General features: G+C 75.9%; 14 protein-coding genes and 1 riboswitch. Of the genes, 5 read left to right on the forward strand and 9 right to left on the reverse strand.

Annotated elements, in window-relative coordinates; genetic code table 11:
* Positions 1-12 precede the first annotated feature (12 nt).
* Complete coding sequence (locus tag AB0J46_RS27900) at positions 13-1,467, reverse strand: glycine hydroxymethyltransferase (RefSeq protein WP_364336904.1); 1,455 nt, start codon at positions 1,465-1,467, stop codon at positions 13-15.
* Between the two features lie 22 nt (positions 1,468-1,489).
* A riboswitch (ZMP/ZTP riboswitch) is annotated at positions 1,490-1,576 on the reverse strand.
* An 82-nt stretch (positions 1,577-1,658) separates the two neighbouring features.
* Between AB0J46_RS27900 and AB0J46_RS27905 the strand changes: the two genes are divergently transcribed.
* Positions 1,659-2,591 (forward strand): MerR family transcriptional regulator, encoded by a 933-nt coding sequence (locus AB0J46_RS27905; RefSeq protein WP_364336906.1) that lies wholly within the window; start codon positions 1,659-1,661, stop codon positions 2,589-2,591.
* A 32-nt stretch (positions 2,592-2,623) separates the two neighbouring features.
* Here the strand turns inward: AB0J46_RS27905 and AB0J46_RS27910 are convergent, their stop codons facing one another.
* The gene (locus AB0J46_RS27910; protein ID WP_364336908.1) at positions 2,624-3,841 is read right to left on the reverse strand and encodes a multidrug effflux MFS transporter; all 1,218 of its coding nucleotides are present in this window, start codon (positions 3,839-3,841) and stop codon (positions 2,624-2,626) included.
* A gap of 209 nt (positions 3,842-4,050) precedes the next feature.
* On the opposite strand from AB0J46_RS27910, the gene AB0J46_RS27915 reads away from it, so the two are divergent.
* Positions 4,051-4,635 carry a carboxymuconolactone decarboxylase family protein gene (locus AB0J46_RS27915; RefSeq protein WP_364336910.1) on the forward strand — a complete coding sequence of 195 codons (585 nt, stop codon included), beginning with the start codon at positions 4,051-4,053 and terminating at the stop codon, positions 4,633-4,635.
* On the opposite strand, the gene AB0J46_RS27920 is transcribed toward AB0J46_RS27915, so the two are convergent.
* From AB0J46_RS27920 to AB0J46_RS27945, 6 genes are all read right to left on the reverse strand, one after another.
* A complete protein-coding gene (locus AB0J46_RS27920; RefSeq protein ID WP_364336912.1) occupies positions 4,588-5,202 on the reverse strand; it encodes a hypothetical protein in 615 nt (204 codons plus the stop codon). The genes AB0J46_RS27915 and AB0J46_RS27920 overlap by 48 nt on opposite strands.
* Positions 5,203-5,222: 20 nt before the next feature.
* Complete coding sequence (locus AB0J46_RS27925) at positions 5,223-6,284, reverse strand: GNAT family N-acetyltransferase (RefSeq protein WP_364336914.1); 1,062 nt, start codon at positions 6,282-6,284, stop codon at positions 5,223-5,225.
* 29 nt (positions 6,285-6,313) lie between these two features.
* Positions 6,314-6,823, reverse strand: coding sequence for a hypothetical protein (locus AB0J46_RS27930; RefSeq protein ID WP_364336916.1), 510 nt, complete (start codon positions 6,821-6,823; stop codon positions 6,314-6,316).
* On the reverse strand, positions 6,820-8,427 hold the full coding sequence (locus tag AB0J46_RS27935; RefSeq protein ID WP_364336917.1) for a carbamoyltransferase C-terminal domain-containing protein: 1,608 nt from the start codon (positions 8,425-8,427) through the stop codon (positions 6,820-6,822). The genes AB0J46_RS27930 and AB0J46_RS27935 overlap by 4 nt, the downstream gene beginning before the upstream one ends.
* Before the next feature lie 4 nt (positions 8,428-8,431).
* A complete protein-coding gene (locus AB0J46_RS27940) occupies positions 8,432-9,679 on the reverse strand; it encodes a hypothetical protein (protein ID WP_364336919.1) in 1,248 nt (415 codons plus the stop codon).
* Positions 9,680-9,804: 125 nt separating this feature from the next.
* Entirely contained in the window at positions 9,805-10,866 is a 1,062-nt protein-coding gene (locus AB0J46_RS27945) for a trypsin-like peptidase domain-containing protein (RefSeq protein WP_364336920.1), read from the reverse strand.
* A gap of 166 nt (positions 10,867-11,032) precedes the next feature.
* Here AB0J46_RS27945 and AB0J46_RS27950 point away from each other — a divergent pair, with 166 nt between their 5' ends.
* Both AB0J46_RS27950 and AB0J46_RS27955 read left to right on the forward strand, forming a co-directional pair.
* Positions 11,033-11,692 carry an AMP-binding protein gene (locus AB0J46_RS27950; RefSeq protein WP_364336922.1) on the forward strand — a complete coding sequence of 220 codons (660 nt, stop codon included), beginning with the start codon at positions 11,033-11,035 and terminating at the stop codon, positions 11,690-11,692.
* 69 nt (positions 11,693-11,761) lie between these two features.
* The gene (locus tag AB0J46_RS27955; RefSeq protein WP_364336924.1) at positions 11,762-14,212 is read left to right on the forward strand and encodes a LuxR C-terminal-related transcriptional regulator; all 2,451 of its coding nucleotides are present in this window, start codon (positions 11,762-11,764) and stop codon (positions 14,210-14,212) included.
* Between the two features lie 41 nt (positions 14,213-14,253).
* Here AB0J46_RS27955 and AB0J46_RS27960 read toward each other — a convergent pair whose 3' ends face one another.
* The gene (locus AB0J46_RS27960) at positions 14,254-17,646 is read right to left on the reverse strand and encodes a BTAD domain-containing putative transcriptional regulator (protein ID WP_364336925.1); all 3,393 of its coding nucleotides are present in this window, start codon (positions 17,644-17,646) and stop codon (positions 14,254-14,256) included.
* Positions 17,647-17,860: 214 nt separating this feature from the next.
* On the opposite strand from AB0J46_RS27960, the gene AB0J46_RS27965 reads away from it, so the two are divergent.
* Positions 17,861-19,594, forward strand: coding sequence for an AMP-binding protein (locus AB0J46_RS27965; RefSeq protein ID WP_364336927.1), 1,734 nt, complete (start codon positions 17,861-17,863; stop codon positions 19,592-19,594).
* The last annotated feature ends 2 nt before the right edge of the window (positions 19,595-19,596 follow it).

The following is a 19,596-nucleotide window of genomic DNA, read 5'->3' on the forward strand; positions in this document are numbered from 1 at the left end:
GTGGCCGGTGGGTCAGCTCAGGTCGAGGCCCGGGTAGAGCGGGTGGGCGGCCAGCAGCTCGGCCGCCGCGGCGCGGGTCTTCTCGGCGGTGCTCTGCGGCAGGTCGTACTTCGCTTTGGAGGTGGCCGACGGCGTGGTGTCGGCCAGCACGCCCACGATCAGCTCGGCGACCTGGTCGAACTCCTGCGTCCCGAACCCGCGCGAGGTGAGCGCCGGGGTGCCGATCCGGATGCCCGAGGTGTACCAGGCGCCGTTGGGGTCGCGCGGGATCGCGTTGCGGTTGGTGACGATCCCGGCGTCGAGCAGCGCCGACTCCGCCTGCCGGCCGGTCAGCCCGTACGTGGACACGTCGAGCAGCACCAGGTGGTTGTCGGTGCCGCCGGTGACCAGCCGTACGCCGCGCCGCGCCAGACCCTCGGCCAGGGCGACCGCGTTGCCGGCCACCGCCCGCGCGTAGTCGGCGAACGCGGACTGCCGCGCCTCGGCCAGCGCGACGGCCTTGGCCGCCATCACGTTGCCGAGCGGGCCGCCCAGCACCATCGGGCAGCCCCGGTCGATCGAGTCGGCGTACTCGCGCCGGCACAGCACCAGGCCGCCGCGCGGCCCGCGCAGCGACTTGTGCGTGGTGGTCGTCGTGACGTGCGCGTACGGCACCGGGTCGTGCACGCCGGTGAACACCTTGCCCGCGACCAGCCCGGCGAAGTGCGCCATGTCCACCATCAGGACCGCGCCCACCTCGTCGGCGATCTCCCGCATGCGGGCGAAGTCGATGCGCCGCGGGTAGGCCGAGTACCCGGCGATCAGCACCAGCGGGCGGAACTCGCGGGCGGTCGCGCGCAGCGCGTCGTAGTCGAGCAGGCCGCTCTCCGGGTCGGTGCCGTAGGAGCGCTGGTGGAACATCTTGCCCGAGATGTTGGGACGGAAGCCGTGGGTCAGGTGACCGCCCGCGTCCAGCGACATGCCGAGGGCCCGCTGGTCGCCCAGGGCCTTGCGCAGGGTCTCCCAGTCGTCCTCCGACAGGTCGTTGACGTGCCGCGCGCCGGCGGCGGCCAGGGCCGGAGCCTCCACCCGGTGGGCCAGGATGCCCCAGAACGCCACCAGGTTGGCGTCGATGCCCGAATGGGGCTGGACGTAGGCGTGCTCGGCGCCGAACAGGGCCTTGGCGTGGTCGGCCGCCAGCTGCTCGACGGTGTCGATGTTCTGGCAACCGGCGTAGAAGCGGTGGCCGATCGTGCCTTCCGCGTACTTGTCGGACAGCCACGTGCCCATCGTGAGCAGGACGGCCGGGGAGGCGTAGTTCTCGCTGGCGATGAGCTTCAGCGAGGCGCGCTGGTCGGCCAGCTCGGCGCGGATCGCGCCGGCCACGCCGGGCTCCACGGCGGCGATCACGTCGAGCGCGTTGCGGTAGGCGGCCGACACGGTGGCCGCGTCGTGGGCGCCGTAGGAATGGGGGTGCTCTTCAGCCATGACTTCTCCCGAGCCGTCGAAGTGAGGGCACCCAGGCGCGCGGCGACGTCCAGGACCGCTCCCCGGTGGTCAGTCCCACCTTACGATCACGCCAGTCACGATCCGAGGCTCGACACTACGGTCATCGGCCGGAGCCGCGCAACGAGGGAGGCGCTTGAGTCTCCACCAGGGGGAGACGCCAAGGTGGAGCCATGGACGGCGGCACCCTCTACACGATCGGCGACCTGGCGCGACGGACCGGACTGCCGGTCAGGACCATCAGGTTCTACTCCGACCGCGGGATCGTGCCGCCGGTGGAACGCAGCCCGGCCGGCTACCGCCTCTACGACGCCGCCGCCGCGGCCCGCCTCGACCTCGTCCGCACGCTGCGCGACCTCGGGGTCGACCTGGTCACGGTCCGCAAGGTCGTGGACCGGGAGCTGACGCTCGCACAGGTCGCGGCGGCGCACGCCGAGGCCCTGGCGGTGCGGATCCGCACGCTGCGGACGCGGCGCGCGGTGCTGACGGCGGTGGCCCGGCGCGGCTCGGGGCCCGAGGAGATGGAGCTCATGCACAGACTCGCAGGACTGTCGGAGGACGAACGCCGTCGCCTGGTCGGCGACTTCCTGGACGCCGCCGTCCCGGACGCCGGGCCGGGACTGGCGGGGCTCCGGGTCTCGCTGACCCCCGAACTGCCGGACGACGCCGAGCCGGAGCAGGTGGAGGCGTGGCTGGAACTGGCCGAACTGATGGCGGACCCGTCCTTCCGCGCGAAGCTGCACGACCTGACCACCGACCTGACCACCGACCGTGCCGCGGGCCACGGGGAAGGGGTGCCGCGGGACGCCGTGTCGGTGGGGGTGTGGGCGGCGGGGAAAGCGCTGGCGGTGGGCGTGGATCCCGCCGCGCCCGAGTCCGCGCCGGTCGTGGCGGCGGTCGCCGGCGAGTACGCACGCCTCCTGGGCCGTCCCGACGACGCCGGCCTCCGGCGGCGGCTGCTGGCCAGGCTGACGGCGGCGAACGACCTCCGCAGGGAGCGCTACCTCCGCCTGCTCGCCGTGATCAACGCCTGGCCGCCCCCGGCCCCGTCGGCCCCGGCCCTCGACTGGCTCGTCACGGCCCTGCGCACCCACCCGGCCCCCTGAACCCAGGCCCCGAAGACACCACCGGACGGGGCTCAGCCGCGGGCGGGGGCCTCGGCGGTGGTGGGGCCGGTCTCGGGCAGGCCCCGGGTCAGCAGGCGGGCGCCGACGCCGAGCAGCGCGCTGACGACCAGCGTGACGCCCATCGGCAGCCCGGTGTCCGCGCCGCCCAGGCCGACCAGTGGCGAGACCAGCGCCCCGAGCGCGAACTGCAACGCGCCCATCACGGCCGCCGCCGTGCCGGTCGCGTACGGCGCCCGCCCCACCGTCAGCGCCGCCGCGTTCCCCATGATCAGCGTGACCGAGCTGACCAGCGCGAACAGCACCGGCAGGACCACCACCGCGGCCGTCCACGCCCCCAGCAGCACCAGCAGGACGGCCGACAGCCCCAGCACCAGCCCCTGCCCGGTCCGCAGCAGCCCCTCCGGGCTGAACCGGCGCACCAGGCGCGCCGCGGCCAGGCCGGTCAGCGTCATGCCCAGCGCGTTGGCCGCGAACGTCACGGTGTAGGCGGGGGTGGACAGGCCCAGGACGTTCTGCACGACGAAGGGCGAGGCCGAGATGTACCCCATCAGCCCCGCGAAGCCGAAGGCGAAGGAGAAGGCGTAACCGAGATAGCCCCGGTCGGCGAACAGCCGCCGCACGGTCCGCCCGGTGGCGGCCAGGCCGCCCGCGTGCCGGCGTCCGGGCGGCAGCGTCTCGGGCACGACGAGCGCCGAACCGAGCAGCATCACTGCCGAGATCCCGGCCATCACCCAGAACTCCGCGCGCCACCCGGCGGGCGACAGCGCGCCGCCGATCAGCGGGGCCACGACGGGCGCGACGCCGACCACCGAGGCCAGCAGCGAGAAGATCCGCGCCGCCGCCCGGCCGGACGTCAGGTCGGCCGCCACCGCGCGGCCGATGACGATGCCCGCCGACCCGGCGAACCCGTGCACGAAACGCAGGGCGACGAGCGTCCGGATGTCCGGCGCGAGCGCGCACAGGACGCAGGCGGCCAGGGCCGCGGCGGTGGCCAGCAGGATCGGCCGGCGGCGGCCGAACCGGTCGGACAGCGGCCCGATGACGAGCTGGCCCAGCGCCAGCCCGGTGAGGAACGCGGTCAGCGTGAGCTGCACGCCGGCCGCGCCCGTCCCCAGGTCGGCCGCCAGGTCGGTGAACACGGGCAGGTACATGTCGGTGGCCAGCGGCGCCACCGCCGACAGCAGGCCGAGGACGATCAGCAGCGGCCCGGACACCCCGGTCCTGGTCACGACGCACACCTCTGCGGACGGTGTCGGTGGCTGTGGGGAGTCTCGAACTCCATGGTCATGTCTCCAAGACGGCCGCGCGGCTAGAGACCTAGGATGTTCCGTGATCCGGCCACGGCTAACCGCGCCACCGGCACCCGGGGCGAGACGTCGCCGCAGGTCCACCCGCCGGCGGAGCCCGGTGGCCCGCGTCGCCGAGACAGGAGCACCGCATGACCGCCCGGCTGCCCGCCCTTCCCCCGGAAGACCTGGACGACGCCCAGGCCGAGGTCTACCGCGCCATCACCGGCGGTCCCCGGGCGGCGGGCCCCCAGGTCTTCCCTCTCGCCGACGACCGGGGGCGGCTGCGCGGCCCGTTCAACGCCATGCTGCTGAGCCCGCCGGTCGGCGGCGCGCTCCAGGCGCTGGGCGCGGCGGTGCGCTACGGCTCGGTGCTGCCGGACCGGGCCAGGGAGCTGGCGATCCTCGTGGTCGCCGCCCACTGGGGCAGCGACTTCGAACGCGACGCGCACGAGGCGGTGGGCCGGTCCTGCGGCCTGACCGAGGCTGAGCTGACCGCGGTGCGCGGGGGACGTCCGCCCGGACTGTCCGACCCGGCCGAACGCGCCGCCGTGCTCGCCGCCCGCGAGCTGACCCGGACGGGGATGCTGGGCGAGGAGGACTACCGGGCGGTCACGGCGGCGCTCGGCGAGCGCGGCCTGTTCGAGCTGACCACCCTGGTCGGCTACTACGCCACGCTGGCCCTCCAGCTACGCGTCTTCGCGGGCGAGCTCCCCCCGGAGCGCCGCGAGCGCTGAACGGCGGTTCACGCCGGGAGGCGGCCGGTCGGTCTGGTGGACAGGGCGACCAGGGCCGTTCTCGGGACCTCCGCCACGTACTGCCCGCCGCGCCGGTGGACGACGGAGCGGGCCGGTGCGGCGGGCTCCGGCGGCCCGCTCGCTCCCGGCCCGGACGATCAGCGGGTCGTACAGGTCGAGCACCCGTACGGGCAGGCCCGCGTCGGCGAACAGGGCGGACAGGCCGGGCCGGGTGAAGTGCCGGTAGGCGTGCCCGCCCGCCGCGTGCGGATGCACGACCTGCGCGAAGAAGCCCGCCATGGGGCCGGAGTCGTCGAAGTCGTGCAGCCCGAGCGGCGCCCGGATGCCGGTCCAGCGCACCAGCGCGTCCTGCTGCGCCCGGCGGTAGGGGTCGCCCCGCCCGTCGCGGTCGGAGTCGAACTCGCTGCTGGTCGCGGCGAGCACGCCGAGCGCCCGCGCCGCGCCCGGCCGGTCGAAGTCCAGCACGGCGTGCAACTGCGGATGGACGGTCGCGACCAGGCGCAGGTACTCGTCCAGGGTCGGCGAAGGGAGATGGGAGGCGCGCACCGGCCCTCGTCCTTTCCGGGTCACGTCCTGGACGGCGGGGACGGGAGCTGCGGCGGGTCGAGGCGGTGGCCCAGCCCGCCGACGAGCCGGGTGACCATCGCGCTGCGGGCGGCGAACAACCGGCTGCGCGGCTCCAGCCGCACCCCGAACTGCTTCTTCGTCTCGTACGCCGCGCCGCCGAGCCGCAGAGTGCGCGCGCCCGAGCCGACGGCGGCCCGTACGCACGCCGTGAGCAGCGCGTGGTAGACGGCGGTGCCCTCGGTGCGGGCGTAGTCGCGCCCGATCCACCGGGCGACCAGCTCGTCGCCGTCGCGCAGCAGGGCGACGCAGCCGGCCGGCGCGCCGTCGCGGCGGGCGGCCAGGACGGTCAGGTCGGCGCCCAGGGCGCCGGCCGCCTCGGTGAACAGACGCGGCCGGTAGAAGACGTGCGGCCCGTGGCGGAGGTCCACCGCGGCCACCATCGGGCCCAGCCGGTCCAGCAGCCGGTCCAGCTCCCCGCCGGGCCCGGCCGTCAGCGGCCGGACCTCGATGCCCTCCCGCGCGGCCCGGCGCTGCGTGCGCCGGATCTCGGCCCGCCTCTTGCGCGGCAGATGGTCCAGGTACGCCTCGTACGACGGCCACGTCAGGTCCAGCAGCGTCTCCGGCAACCAGCCCAGGCGGCTGTAGCCCGGCTGCCCGGCGGCGTACGGCAGGTGGTCGACGACGCAGAACAGCAGCCGCTCGCGCCTGACCAGCGACCGCACCGCCCGCAGCAGGACCCGCCGCTGCGGCCCCTCACCGCCCAGCAGCCCGGACGTCGCCGTCATCGGCGCCTGGACCTGGAGGAACGGCCACCTCCTGGTCAGCCGCCCGAACCGGGACTCCAGCACCGGGTTGTGCAGCCGGTGCTCCAGCGCGCACACCGCCGCGGCCACGAGCCCGCCGTCCTTGCGGACCAGCAGGTAGCGCGGCCGGTGCCCGGACAGGACGCGTTCGGCCAGGGCCAGCCAGTGATGCCGCACGAAGGGCACGCCGTCGGCGAGCGCGTCCCACTCCCCGGCCCCCACCTCGCCGATGGAGGCCGCCACCTCAACGCTGTACATCGCCCGCCTCGCCGGCCGGGCGGGCCACGTCAACGCCGTCCATCGCCGCGCACCTCGAAGCGCGGCGCCCGGGTCACGGCGGCGGCGGCCGCGTCCAGCTCCGCCGGGCCGGACGCGTGCACGACGAACCAGCCGAGCCGGTCGGAGACGTCCCGGTAGGGCCGCACCCGCTGACCCGGGCGGCCCAGCAGGACCAGCTCGGCCACCTCCGGCAGCGCCCTGGCCGCCGCCGCGCCGGACACCGACACCAGCTCGCCCGCCCGCCCGGCGGTCAGCACCCGCCACAGGACCGGCCGGGGCGGGTGCGGGCGCAGCTCGATCGGCAGGCCGACCGCGGCCTGCACGGCGGCCCGCACCGGATCGACGCCGTAGCAGGACCGCACCATGTCGTCGGTGCCGTTGCCGCCGGTGCGCAGCCCGAGCTCGATGGCCGAACGGTCGACCGCGATCGTTCGCAGGCCCATGCCGGCCGCCGCCCGGTAGGTGGACAGCGAGCCGTCGGCGGCCCCGAGCACCACCAGGGACCTCGCGCCGCTCATCGGCCCGCCTCCTGGCCGGCCCGGTCGTCCGTCCGGCGCTTGCGGGCCCAGAACGGGCCGAGGGCCAGCGCGTCGGCGCCGGTCCTGAGGTAGCAGGCGACGGCGTCCTCGGGCGTGCACACGATCGGCTCGTCGTCGTCCCGGAAGGAGGCGCCGGCCAGCATCGGCACGCCGGTCAGCGCCTCGAAGCGGGTGATCAGGGAGTGGAAGAGCGGGTTGGCGGCCCGGCTCACCGTCTGCACGCGGGCGCTGCCGTCCACGTGCGTGATCGCGGGCACCTCGCCGCGGCGATGGTCCAGCACGTCGAAGCCGAGCAGCATGACAGGTGAGGGATGTCCTCCGGCGAAGTAGTCCGCGGACCGCTCGGCCAGGCACGACGGCGCGAGCGGCAGGAACGGCTCCCGGCGCCTGACCCGCTCGTTCATGCGCGCGGCGGACGTGGGGTCGCGCGGGTCGGCCAGCAGCGAGCGGTTGCCCAGGCCGCGCGGCCCGCACTCCGTCCGGCCCTGGAACCAGCCCACGATCAGGCCGTCGGCGATGCGGGCGGCGGCGTGCCCGGCGATGTCGGCCGGCCGCCGGTAGTCCACGCCCGCGTCGCGCAGCGCCTTCTCCATGCGTTCCGCGGTGAAGCCGGGCCCGGCGAACACGTGACCGCCCGCCGGGCGGGGCCGGCCGTACAGGCCGACGCTCACCTCCAGCGCCGCGCCGAGCGAGGCGGCGGCGGGCTGGGCGAACAGCTCCTCGAAGCCGGACTCGGCCAGCAGGCGGCCGTTCAGCATCGGGTTCATCGCGGTCTCGCCGGCCACCGCGAGCCGGGTCGCCCCGGTCGTCTCGCGCAGCCATCGGGCCAGGTGCAGCCCGGCCCGCTCAAGGGTGGCCTGGAGGGCGAAGGCGACGTCCACGGCGTGCTGGGTGAGGATCTTCCCGGCGGGCGGGGGCGGCGGGCCGAAGGCGTCGAGGAACCTCGTAGAGACGGTGTGCCGGCCGCCCGCGTGCGGCTCGAACCAGGTCAGGTCCAGCTCATAGCCGCCGTACGGGGTCAGGCGCAGCAGGTCGGCGAAGGGCTGGACGTAGGTGTCGCCGCCGTACGCCGCCAGCGCCATCACCTTGTCCTCGTCCAGGCCGGGACGGAAGCCGAGGTAGCCGGTGACCGCCGCGTACAGGGCGCCCAGCGAGTGGGGGTGGCCGACGTGCCGCAGGTGCCGGATCCGGTCCCCTTCGGCGACTGCCAGGCAGGTGCCGGTCCCGTCCATCGTGAGCACGGCGGCCGAGTCGAACGGGCTCACGTGGAAGGCGCCGGACGCGTACGCGCGGTGGTGTTCCACCAGGTGCACCCCGAACCCGGCCGGGCCGGTGTGCCCGGCGGCCTCCCTGACCTCCCAGCCGGGCGGGGAGCCCGTCCGCTGCCCGTGGAGGGCCACGTGGTCCACCTCGTCCAGCCCGATCCCCGCCTGTTCCAGGCAGTACGCGACCGCCCGGCGGGGGAACCGGCCGTCGTGCCGGACACGGGTGAGCCGCTCCTCCTCGGCGAACGCCACGATCTCGCCGTCGCGCACCAGCGCCGCCGCGGAGTCGTGCGCCCGGGAGATGCCCATTACGTACATGTCGTCACTCCGAGTTCCGCGAGATCAGCATCCGGCGCATCACATGGGCCTTCACGGGCACCCCGAGGGCGAGCGCCACCAGGCCCCCGGCCGCCCCCGACCACGGCACGACGACGACCGCCAGCGAGGCGGCGGCCACCAGCCCGGCGAACGCGCCCGCCGACGTCACGGCGAGCACGTCGTTGTTCGTGTTCTCCACCAGGTAGGCCGCGTACATCACGGTCAGGAACAGCGCCAGCACGACGACGACCAGCCCGGCCAGGACCACCGGCGACGCCGCGAGCCCGTCCGGCGCCCACCGCAGCAGGGCCGCGCAGGCGACCGCGACGGCGGCCCCCGCCCACCCGGCCCGGCCCAGGAGATGTGCCGCCCGCGCCCGCCCGGCCCGTCCGGCGAGCCCGCGCAGCCGCCGCGAGGTCGCCGGCTGGGCGACCCGCAGCAGGTAGATGACGAGCTGGCAGACCGCGACCGCCGGCAGCAGCGCGAGGTACAGCACGCCGCTCTGCCCCGCCCGTCCCGAGGCGCCGAGCACCAGGTACACGACCGCGAAGCAGAGCGCGTCGCACAGGTCGGCCGCCCCCAGCAGCCAGGCGGCCCGCGACAGGGGACGCAGCAACGACCGCCGCCCATGACCGGCAGGCGGGCGCAGCCAGTCGCGGGGGAGCGCCGCGAGCGCCCCGCAGGTCACCGCGACCGTCCCGGCCAGGACGAGCAGCAGGTGCGTCTGCGGCGGCCAGCCGGTCCACAGGGTGGCGGCGGTGACGGCGAGCACCACGCCGCCGCCGGCCACGAAGGCCATCGTGTCCAGCACAGGCCGGCCGCGTACGCGGTGCAGCCCGGAGACCGTCATCAGCAGGCCCGTGCAGGCCGACCACGCCCCGGCCGCGAGACAGAGGGCCGCCGTCGACAGCGGCGCGATCACCGCCACGGGAACGAGCACCGCCAGCAGCACCGCGACCGGCGCGGCGGACATGGCCACCGTCAGCCTGGCCACCGCCGGGCCGGTCCGCCTCACCCGCGCCAGCGTCTTCAGCGCGGCCTTCTCCGGCGCGTCCGCGACCAGGAGCAGCCATCCGCACAGCCCGAGCGCGGTGGCGTAGTGGCCGAACGTCGCCCCGTCCCACACGGCCGCCGGTGCCGCCGCGGCGACCTGCGTACCGGCCCGGAACGCGCCCCGCCCCGCCAGCAGCCGCAGCACCGCCGCCGGCCGGAGGCGGGACGCGGCATGGGCGTCGGCACTGGTCTGGGTCAACGTGGTCCCCCGTGGGTCGCCTGACGGCGTGGTGGCGTTCGTGCGCCGGGTCAGAGCGTCCGCCGTGCGGCCGGAATACCGGCCGGGGGGCCCAAAACAGATCAGTCAGCGGACGCCGGCGGTGGTCAGGCGGCGCCGGAGCGTTGTGCGGCCTGGTAGACGGCCATGGCCTCGTTGCCGAAGAAGGGGCCGAACATGAAGTCGGGGGCGAAGTCGTACTTGAAGCTGTTGACGGAGTTCAGCCAGCCGAGGCCGCTGGAGGTGTCGAACCCCTCGAACCACGGCCCGCCGCTCGACCCGCCGGTCATCGCGCAGCGCAGCCCTTGGTCGCGGGTCCTGACCGGGTCCTTGAACACCCGTCCGCTGCAGAACACCAGGTCGGAGCCGTCGAAGGGGGCGGCGGCCGGATAGCCGAAGGAGAACATCTGCCGTCCGGTGGGCTGGTTGAAGGCCACCCCCTGGCCGCCGACGACGTCGGTGAGCGTGCGTCCCTGTAAGGGCGCGACCACGGCGGCGGCGACGTCGAAGTTGATGTCCTCGTTGGTGTTCCACTGCTGGGTCGTCAGCAGCCGGGTGGCCACCCACGTGCCGAACGGGCGGCGGCCGTCGTCGAAGCCCGGGACGAACACCCAGTTGCGGTGGGCGGCGCCGTTCATCTTGACGCAGTGGCCCGCGGTCATCACGACGCTCTGGTTGGCGCTGGTCACCGCGGTGCCCGAGCAGGACGCCGTACGCCCCTCGGCGGTGGTGAAGAACACCCGGCCGACCGTGCGGGCGACGCCGCCCCCGTCGGCCCACGCCTGACCTGGACTGTCCTGCGCGGGCGCCGCCCGGCGGGCCGCCGCCGTGCTTCCGGCGAGCGAGGAGGCCGCCCCGCCGGTCCGGGAGCCGGTCCAGGAGGAGGTCGTGATCCGGCGGCCGCCCGTGACGCCGCGGGTCGCCCAGGGCGTGCCCTGCGTCGGCCCGCCGGAGGACGTCCCGCGGCGGGGCGTGGGCGCGGAGAGCGGCCTGGCCGCCCGCATGCGCTCCGGCGTCCAGTACTCCATGACGGTCCTGCGCTGCGACGACGAACCGGCCCCCGACCAGCCCACGGGCCCGCGGTCCAGGGCGGTCCCGGCCTGCGCGGGGACCGGCGCGCCCGCCACGGCGAGCGCGACGACGGCGAGCAGGGCGACTCTGCGGTGCATGACGTACCTCCGAAACCGGAACCGGGATCTGCCGTCAGGAGGTACGCGCGCCGCCCCCGCGCGGGCTCAAGCCATGCGGAATCGGGTATGGCGCGGCCGGATTACACACCCGGTTACACACTCTGGACCATGCCGCCCGGCCGCCCCGCTTCCTAGCCTGGGGGCCATGACTGGTTGGACGGAGACGGTCCTGCTGCGGGCGGCCGCTCTCGGCCCGCGGGTGGCGGTCGCCGAGGCCGCGAGCGGCGCCACGCTCACGTACGGCACGCTCGCCGTCCGCGCCCGCCAGGCCGCCCAGGGCCTGCGGCGGCGCGGCCTGCGCCCCGGCGATCCGGTGGTCGTGCTGCTGCGCGGCGGCTGCCACCTGCCCGTCGCCGGGTACGCCGTGCTCGCCGCGGGCGGCGTGGTCGTGTCCATCCCCGGCGGACCGGCCGCCACCGGCGCCCGCATCATGATCACCGACCGGGACGACGCCGACGCCATCGCCCAGGAGGCCGACATCCGGCAGGTCTACTCCTTCACCGGCATCCCCGGTACGGCCGGCTTCGACAGCCTGCTCGGCGCCGACGGCCCGATCGAGCCCACCGCCCGGCTCACCACCGCCCGCAAGGTGGGCGCCGCCGACGTCGTCCTGGTCCCCGGGGCCGACCTGCGGGCCTACGACATGGTGCTCGGGGCGGGCGCGCGGCTGGTCGCGGCGCACGAGCCCGACCCCGCCGAGTGCCGCCGGATCATCACCGAGCACGACGTCACCCTGCTGATCGACGCGCGGCTGCGGGTCGTCCCGGTCCGCGCCGCCGGTCCCGCGCTTGGGGCAAACCTCTGACAGCTCGTGAGGGCGGTGTCACACTGGGTGCCAATCCTGGGGTCCAGACACATGAGGATCATGGTGACGTTGCTCAGACACAACCTGCCCGCCGAGCCCGACAGGTTCATCGGCCGGGAACGGGATCTGGAGGAGTTGTGCGGGCTCGTCGGTGAGGTCAGGCTGCTGACGCTCAGCGGCGTCGGAGGCACCGGCAAGACCCGGTGCGCGCTGCAGATCGCCGCCCGGCTGGTCCCGTCCTTCCCCGACGGGGTCTGGCTGGCCGAGCTGTCCAGGCTGACCCGGGCCGACCTGCTGGTCCACGAGATCACCAAGGTGCTGGGCGTGCACGAGGAGGGCGTGCGGCCGCTGCTCGACACGCTGGTCGACTTCCTGCGCGGCAAGAAGCCGCTGCTCGTCCTGGACAACTGCGAGCACCTGGTCGAGGCGTGCGCCGAGCTGGCCGAGCGGCTGCTGACCTCCTGCGAGGACCTGCGGCTGCTGGTGACCAGCCGGGAGCCGCTGAAGATCCCCGGCGAGCTGGTGTGGCGGGTGCCGCCGCTGGCGCTGCCCGGCCCGGCGGAGGCGGCCGAGGAGGTCGAGCGGGTCGAGTCCGTGCAGCTCTTCCTCGACCGGGCGCGGTCGGCCGGGTCGGGGCTCGCGGTCACCGGCGCCAACGCCGGCGACATCGCCCGGCTCTGCCACGCCCTCGACGGCCTGCCGCTGGCCCTGGAGCTGGCCGCGGCCCGGACCGTCGCGATGTCGCCCGGCCAGATCTCGGCCCGGGTCAACGACCGGTTCCGGCTGCTGACGGCGAGCGGCCGCACCGCGCCGGCCCGGCAGCGCACCCTGCTGGCCACCCTCGAATGGAGCCACGACCTGCTCTCCCCGCAGGAGCAGGTGCTCTTCCGGCGGCTCGCGGTGTTCAGCGGGCCGTTCATCCTCGACCTGGCCGAGTCCGTCTGCGCGGGGCCGAGCCTGGCCGCCGCCCAGGTCCTCGACGTGCTCAGCGGCCTGGTCGACAAGTCGCTCGTGCTGTTCGACCAGGGCAGCTCGTGCTACCGGCTGCTGGAGTCGGCCCGCCAGTTCGCCGCCGGGAAGCTGGAGTCGGCCGGCGAGACCCGCCAGCTGCGCGACCGGCTGCTCCACGGCCTGGCCGACCTCGCCCACCACCACGGCCGCGACGTGTGGGCCACGCCCGGCCTGACCTGGCCGCAGCGCTACGCCCGGCTGCTCGCGCTCCAGGACCTGCTGGGCAACGCCCGCGAGGCCCTGTCCTGGGCCGTCGAGTCCGGCCTGGCCGAGCCCGGTCTGCGGCTCGCGTGCGGCTACATGCCGCTGTGGGCCGGGTTCGGCGAGCTGACTGAGGGCCGCCGCTGGTACGAGAGCCTGCTCGCGCTGCCCGCCGCCCGCCCACTCCGCGACCTGTCCGCCGAGGCCCTGCTCCACCACGCCAACCTGGCCTACGAGCAGCAGGACGCCGCCGCCTGCGGCGAGTCGGCCGCCCGCGCCCTTGAGCTGCGCCGGGCGACCGGAGACGACTTCATGCTGGCCTTCACCCTCGTGATCGCCGGCATGTACGAAGGCACCAAAGGCGACCTCGCGCTGGCCGCCCAGCGCGGCGAGGAGGCCCTGGAACTGGCCCTGCGCGTCGGCAACGGCCTGATCGAGGCGTCGGCGCGGCTGCTGCTGTCCGGGGTGGCCGCCTTCCAGGGCCTCCGGCGCGAGTCGCTGACCCGAGGCGAGGAGGCCATCGAGGTCTACTCCCGCTTCGGCCACCTGTGGGGGGTCACCCGGGCCCACCTGGAGCTGGGCCGCTTCGCCGACTACCTCGGCGACCTCGACAGCGCCCGACGCCACCTGGAGGAGTGCGCCGAGCTGGCCGAGGAGATGGCGGCCAAGCCCGTCCTCGCCACCAGTCTCGGCCTGCTCGGCGCGGTCCTGGCCCGCCAGGGCGAGGCCGAGCGGGCCAGGGCGCGGCTGGCCCGGTGCGTGACGCTGAGCCGGTCCATGGGGCAGCACCTGCCGATCATCTCCGCGCTGGTCGCGCTGGCCGTCCTGGCCGAGAAGCAGCACGACCTGGAGACCGCCGTACGCCTCTGGGCGGCGGCCAAGGCCATGGAGGAGCGGCTCGGGCTGCCCGTCTGGACCTCCGCCACGCCCGAGCCGCTGCTCGCCCGCGCCCGCGCGGAGGCCGGCGAGGGTCAGGTCCAGCTCTGGTGGACGATGGGCGGCGGCATGACGGAGGAGGAGGCCCTGCGCTACGGCCTGCGGGGCGAGCGGCCGGCCCAGGGCACGCCGCGGCCCGCAGCGGGCGGTGCGGCGGGGGCTGCGTCGGGCCCGGCGTCGGTGCTCACGCCGCGCGAGCGGGAGATCGTCGTGCTGATCAGCCGGGGGCTGTCCAACCGGGCCATCGGCGAGGAGCTGTTCATCAGCCCGGCCACGGCCGCCCGGCACGTCGCCAACATCCTGCTCAAGCTCAACTTCGGCTCGCGCACGCAGGTCGCCGCCTGGGCCGCGGAGCACGGCGTCCTCCACTGATCCCGCCGAGGCCGATCCCGGCGAGGCTCCGGCGGGGCCGGTCATCGGCCCGCGGCCACCTCGGCGGGCCGGGCCGGCGGCGGATCCAGGACCGCCGTGAACAGGTCGCCGGCCCGTTCCCGGAACCGTTCGGCGGCCGGCTCGTCGCCGGTGCGGCGGTGGGCGCGTCCCAGCGTCACCAGGGCCCGCGCCTCGCCCAGCTTGTAGCCGCTGCCGGCGTGGACGCGGGCCGCGCGGGCGGCGTAGGAGATGGCCAGGCCCGGATCGCCGGCCGCCAGCGCCGCCTCCGCGCCCGCCGCCAGCCCCGCGCCCTGCACCAGCACCGCGCCCGCCTTCCTGGCCAGCGCCAGCCCCGCCAGCGTGTCGCGCATGGCCGTCACGTGCTCGTCCAGGCGGGTACGCGCCACGGCCAGCCCCACGAGCGCGTCCGCCTGGCCCACGGCGGCGCCGATGCCGCGGGCCCGCTCCAGCGCGGCGCTCAGCTGCCCGACGGCGGCCCCGGGGTCGGTCTGGCAGCGGATCCGGCCGAGCCCGAGCAGGGCGTCCAGCTCCAGCTTGGGATCGCCGACCGCCAGCGCCCGCCGCAGCGCCTCCTCGGCGTAGCCGAGCGCGTCGGCCCCCCGGCCCGCGTCCAGGTGCACGTCGGCCAGCTCCCGGCACAGGTCGGCCTGGGACCGTTCGCCGATCGCGGCGCCGAGCCCGCGCGCCGCCGTCAGGCACCGGACGGCCTCGCCCAGCCGGCCGGTCAGCCGAAGCACGTTGCCGAGGCTGGCCAGCGCGGCGGCCTCGGTCGCCGGCAGCCCGCGGTCGCGGCAGAGCGACACCGCCTCGCTCAGGCGCTCCTCGGCGGCGTCGAGCCGGCCCATCTGGGTCAGCGCCAGCCCGAGATCGACGAGCGGCGCGGCCCCCACCCGCGAGGAGCGCCGGGAGCCGTCCACGGCCAGGGTCAGCAGCCGCCGGGCCGCGCCGAGCCTGCCCTGCTGGAGGTGGACCACGCCGAGCGCGGCCAGCGCCGCGAGCTTGCCCTCCGGCCAGCCCGCCAGCTCGGCGGCCGTGAACGCCCCGCGCAGCTCCGCGACCGCCTCGGTCAGCTCGGCCGCCCGCCACCGGGTGGCGGCCAGGCAGTGCCCGACGGCCGCCTGGCCCAGGTGGTCGCCGGCCGCGTGGGCGGCCCGCCGCGCGTCCCGCAGCACGTCCGTCCAGCCGGGCTGGCCGCCGGTCAGGTCGAGGTAGCCGTTCATGGCGTCGATGAGCCGCCAGGCGTACGGGTGGTCGGGGGCGTTCCGTACGGCGGCGACGAGGTTGGCGCGTTCGGCGTCCAGCCAGGCCAGCGCGGCGGCGGCGCCGGGAAAGGCGGCCGGGCGGCCGGAGCCGTCGGCGGGGGCGCGCAGCAGGTGGGGGTAGGCGACGTCGCCGGCCTCCCGCACCATCCGCAGGTACCAGGCCATCAGCGCGTCCAGGGCGCGGGCCCGTCCCGGCGCGGACTCCTCGGCCAGGGCGCGTTCGCGGGCGTACTCCCGCATCAGGTCGTGGAAGGTGTAGCGGCCCGGCTCCGGCTCCTCGACCAGGTGCGCGGCGGCGAGCCCGGACAGCAGCCGGTCGGCCTCGGCGGGCACGGTCCCGGCCAGCGCGCCGGCCGCCCCCGCGGTGAACGTGGGCCCGGGGACGAGCGCCAGCAGCCGGAACAGCCGCCGCGCCGCCGGATCCAGGCGGTGATAGGACAGGTCGAACGCGCCGCGCACGGCCGCGTGCGGATCTCCGGTGACCGCCAAAGCCGATAATCGGGTGCCGGTGAGCCGGCGCACCTGACCGGCGATGCCGCCGACGGCGTCCCCGCCCGGCCGGCCGAGGATGCCCGCGGCGGCGATGCGCAGCGCCAGCGGCAGCCGGCCGCACGCCCTGGCCAGGTCGAGCGCCGCGTCCCGCTCGGCGGCCAGCCGTTCGCCGCCGAGGATCCCGCCGAACAGCGTGACCGCCTCGCCGGTGGACAACACGCCCAGCGGGACGGGGATCGCGCCGTCCCGGGCGACCAGGCCGTCCAGGCGGTCCCTGCTGGTGATCACGGTGGCGCAGCGCCGTCCGCCCGGCAGCAGCGGGCGGACCTGCTCCTCGCTGCCGGCGTTGTCCAGCACCACCAGCACCCGCCGGTCGGCCAGCAGGCTGCGGTAGGCCGCGCTGGCCTCCTCCACCGTGCCGGGCACGCGCTCGGCGGGCAGGCCCAGCCCGCGCAGGAACCGGCCGAGCGCCTCGATCGGCAGCAGCGGCCGCTCGGCCGAGTGCCCGCGCAGGTCCACGTAGAGCTGGCCGTCGGGGAAGCGGTGGCGGTTGCGGTGGGCCCAGTGCAGGGCCAGGGCCGTCTTGCCGGACCCGCCCGCGCCGGTCAGCACCGAGATCGCCGTCCCGCCGGCGGCCGGGTCGTCGCCGCCTCTCGCGAACGGTTCGCCGTCGGTCGCGAGCGCGTCGCCGCCTCTCGCGAACAGTTCGCCGCCCGTCGCGAGCGGGTCGCCGCCGGTCCTGGGCGGGGCGCCGTCCTTCGCGGGTGGGTCGCCGCCGGGCGTGAGCAGGTCGAGCAGCCGGAGCTGGGCGGTCCGGCCGGTGAACTGGCCGGGGCCGGGCGGCAGTTGCGCGGGCGTCACCGTTTCCCGGGAATCGGCCGGCCTGATCGGCGGAACGTTCCCGCGCAGGATGCGCTGGTGCAGTTGCCGCAGCTCGGGGCCGGGGTCGAGGCCCAGTTCCTCGGTGAGGCGGCGGCGGGTGCGCTCGTACCGCTCCAGCGCGTCCACGCGGCGGCCGGCCCGGCACAGCGCCAGCATGAGCAGGCCGACCAGCCCCTCGCGGAACGGGTGCTCGGCGACCAGCGCGATCAGCTCCGGGACCAGCACGGCCGCGCGGCCCGCCCGGACCTCGGCGTCCAGGCACTCCTCGACGGCGCCGAGGCGTTCCTCGGCGAGCGCGTCGCGCAGCCGGTCCAGCAGCTCGCCGCCGGAGACGCCGGTCAGCGGCTCGCCGCGCCACAGGGCCAGGGCGCGGCGCAGCCCGGTGGCCTGCCGCTCGGCCGTCTCCCCGGCGCGCGCCCGGGTGACCGCCGTCCGGAACTCGTGCACGTCCACCTGCCCGGGGTCGAGGCCGAGCTGGTAGCCGCGCGGGCGGTAGGCGATGGTGACGCCGGCCGCGGCCAGGAGGGGACGCAGCCGGGAGACGTACCCCTGCACCAGGTTGCGCGCCCCGGCCGGAGGCCGTTCGCCCCACAGGCCCTCGATCAGCCGGTTCACCGAGACGAGCCGGCCCGCGTCCAGCGCGAGCAGGGCCAGCGCCGCGCGTTGCCGGGGCGGCCCGAGCGGGATCTCCTGGCGCCCCCGCCAGGCGCGCACCGCCCCCAGGAGCCCGATCTTCAGTACGTCCGCCAGACCCGCCCGTGCTGTTTCGTCTGACATATCGCATTTCCCCTTTGCCACGTCGCAGGCCGCCATACAGGAGACATGACAGGCAGTACAGCCGAAATCCTGACGCCATCAAGCCCCCGTGCAGCGCCCTGCTGCACTCTGAACGCGATCTCGCTTGGGTTCGCTCCACATTCGCTTGACACGGGCTGACAGACGCGCGGACGCGCGGCCGGCCCCGTCGCGTCGCCCCGGGGAAGAGGCAGCGTTGTCCGAACCGCACCACGACGTTCTCCAGGAGTTCGCCCGCACGGCCGGGCTCCATCCGGGCCGTCCGGCCCTGGTCCACGACGGTCGCACCATCACCTACGCCGAGCTGGCCGAGTGGGTCCGCGCCATTGCCCGGCGGCTCGGGCCCGGTCCCGGGGCGGTGGGCGTGCTGACGTCCCGCACGCCGGTGACCGTGGCCGCGCTGCTGGGCACGCTGGCGGCGGGCGGCGCGTACGTGCCCGTCGATCCGGCGCACCCGCGGGCCCGCCGGCAGGCGATGCTGGCGGCGGCCGGCTGCCGCACGCTGGTCGCGTCCGGGCCGGACGCATGGGCCCCGGACGGCGTACGGGTGATCGTGCCGCCCGATCACGGCGACTTCGACGGCAGCTCTGACGCCGACTCCGCCGACTCCGCCGACTCCGCCGACTTCGGCGGCTTCGGCGGCCACCCCGACGGCTCCGGCGGCGACCTCGAGGGCGGCGCGGTGGGTGAGCTGCCGGTCGTCGCGGGGGACGCGCCCGCGTACGTCCTGTTCACCTCCGGTTCGACCGGCGCGCCCAAGCCCGTGGTGACGCCCCGGCGGGCGATCTCCGTCGTGACCCGGGCGCTGCGCGAGCTGTTCGGCATCACCCCGGCCGACCGGGTGCTCCAGTTCGCCTCGCTGAACTGGGACACCTGCCTGGAGGAGATCCTGCCCGCCCTGACCGGCGGGGCGGCGCTGGTCTTCCACGACGGCGCGCACTCGGGCTCGTTCCGCCGGATGTTGCGCGCGGTCGCCGACGAGCGGATCAGCGTGCTGGACCTGCCCACGGCGTTCTGGCACGAGCTGGTACGGCACCTGGCCGACGAAGGGGCCGCGCCGCCTCCGTGCGTCCGGCTGATGATCATCGGCGGCGAGGCCGTCAGCCCGTCGCGGCTGGCCGACTGGCGGGCCCTGGACACCGGCGGCGTCCGCCTGCTCAACACCTACGGATGCACGGAGACCACCCTCATCACACACGCCATCGACCTGCACGGCCCGACGACCGACGGGGTCGCGGGGGAACGGCCGCCGACCGCTCCGCCCGGCTCCACGGTGGATGAGCGGGTGCCGGGAGCGGGGGAGCGGGTGCCGATCGGGTGGGCGCTTGCGCACGTCGAGCAGCGGGTGAGTGCGGAGGGCGAGCTGCTGGTCGGGGGGCCGGCACTGGCGCTGGGCTACCTGGGCCTGCCGGAGGCGACCGCCGCGCGCTTCGTCACCCCTGAGGCGGGTGGGGGGCGGTTCTTCCGCACCGGGGACCGGGTCACCGTGACCGGCGGCGGGGCGCTCGTCCACGAGGGACGGCTCGACCACGAGCTCAAGATCCGGGGCATCCGGGTCGACCCTGCCGAGGTCGAGGCGCACATCGCCGGCCATCCGGGCGTGAGCGCGGTGGCGGTGGCGGGCGTCACGGTCGCCGACCACACCACCCTCGCCGCCTACGTCGTCCCCCGCCAGAAGCCCGGCCAGGACGCCGAGCACCCGAAGCCCGCCCTGGGCGCCCAGGACCCAAAGCCCGGCCAGGATGCCGAGCACCCAATGCCCGGCCGGGACGCCCAGGGTGGGCTGGCGGCTGAGGTGCGGGAGTACCTGCGGGGACGGGTGCCGGGCCACCTGGTGCCCAGCCGGATCACCGTCGTGCCCGAACTGGCCTACACCACCAGCGGCAAGGTCGACCGCGCCGGTTCGCACCGGCGCTACACCACCAACTGAAG

Source organism: Nonomuraea sp. NPDC049758 (genome assembly GCF_040674635.1).
Classification (GTDB): domain Bacteria; phylum Actinomycetota; class Actinomycetes; order Streptosporangiales; family Streptosporangiaceae; genus Nonomuraea.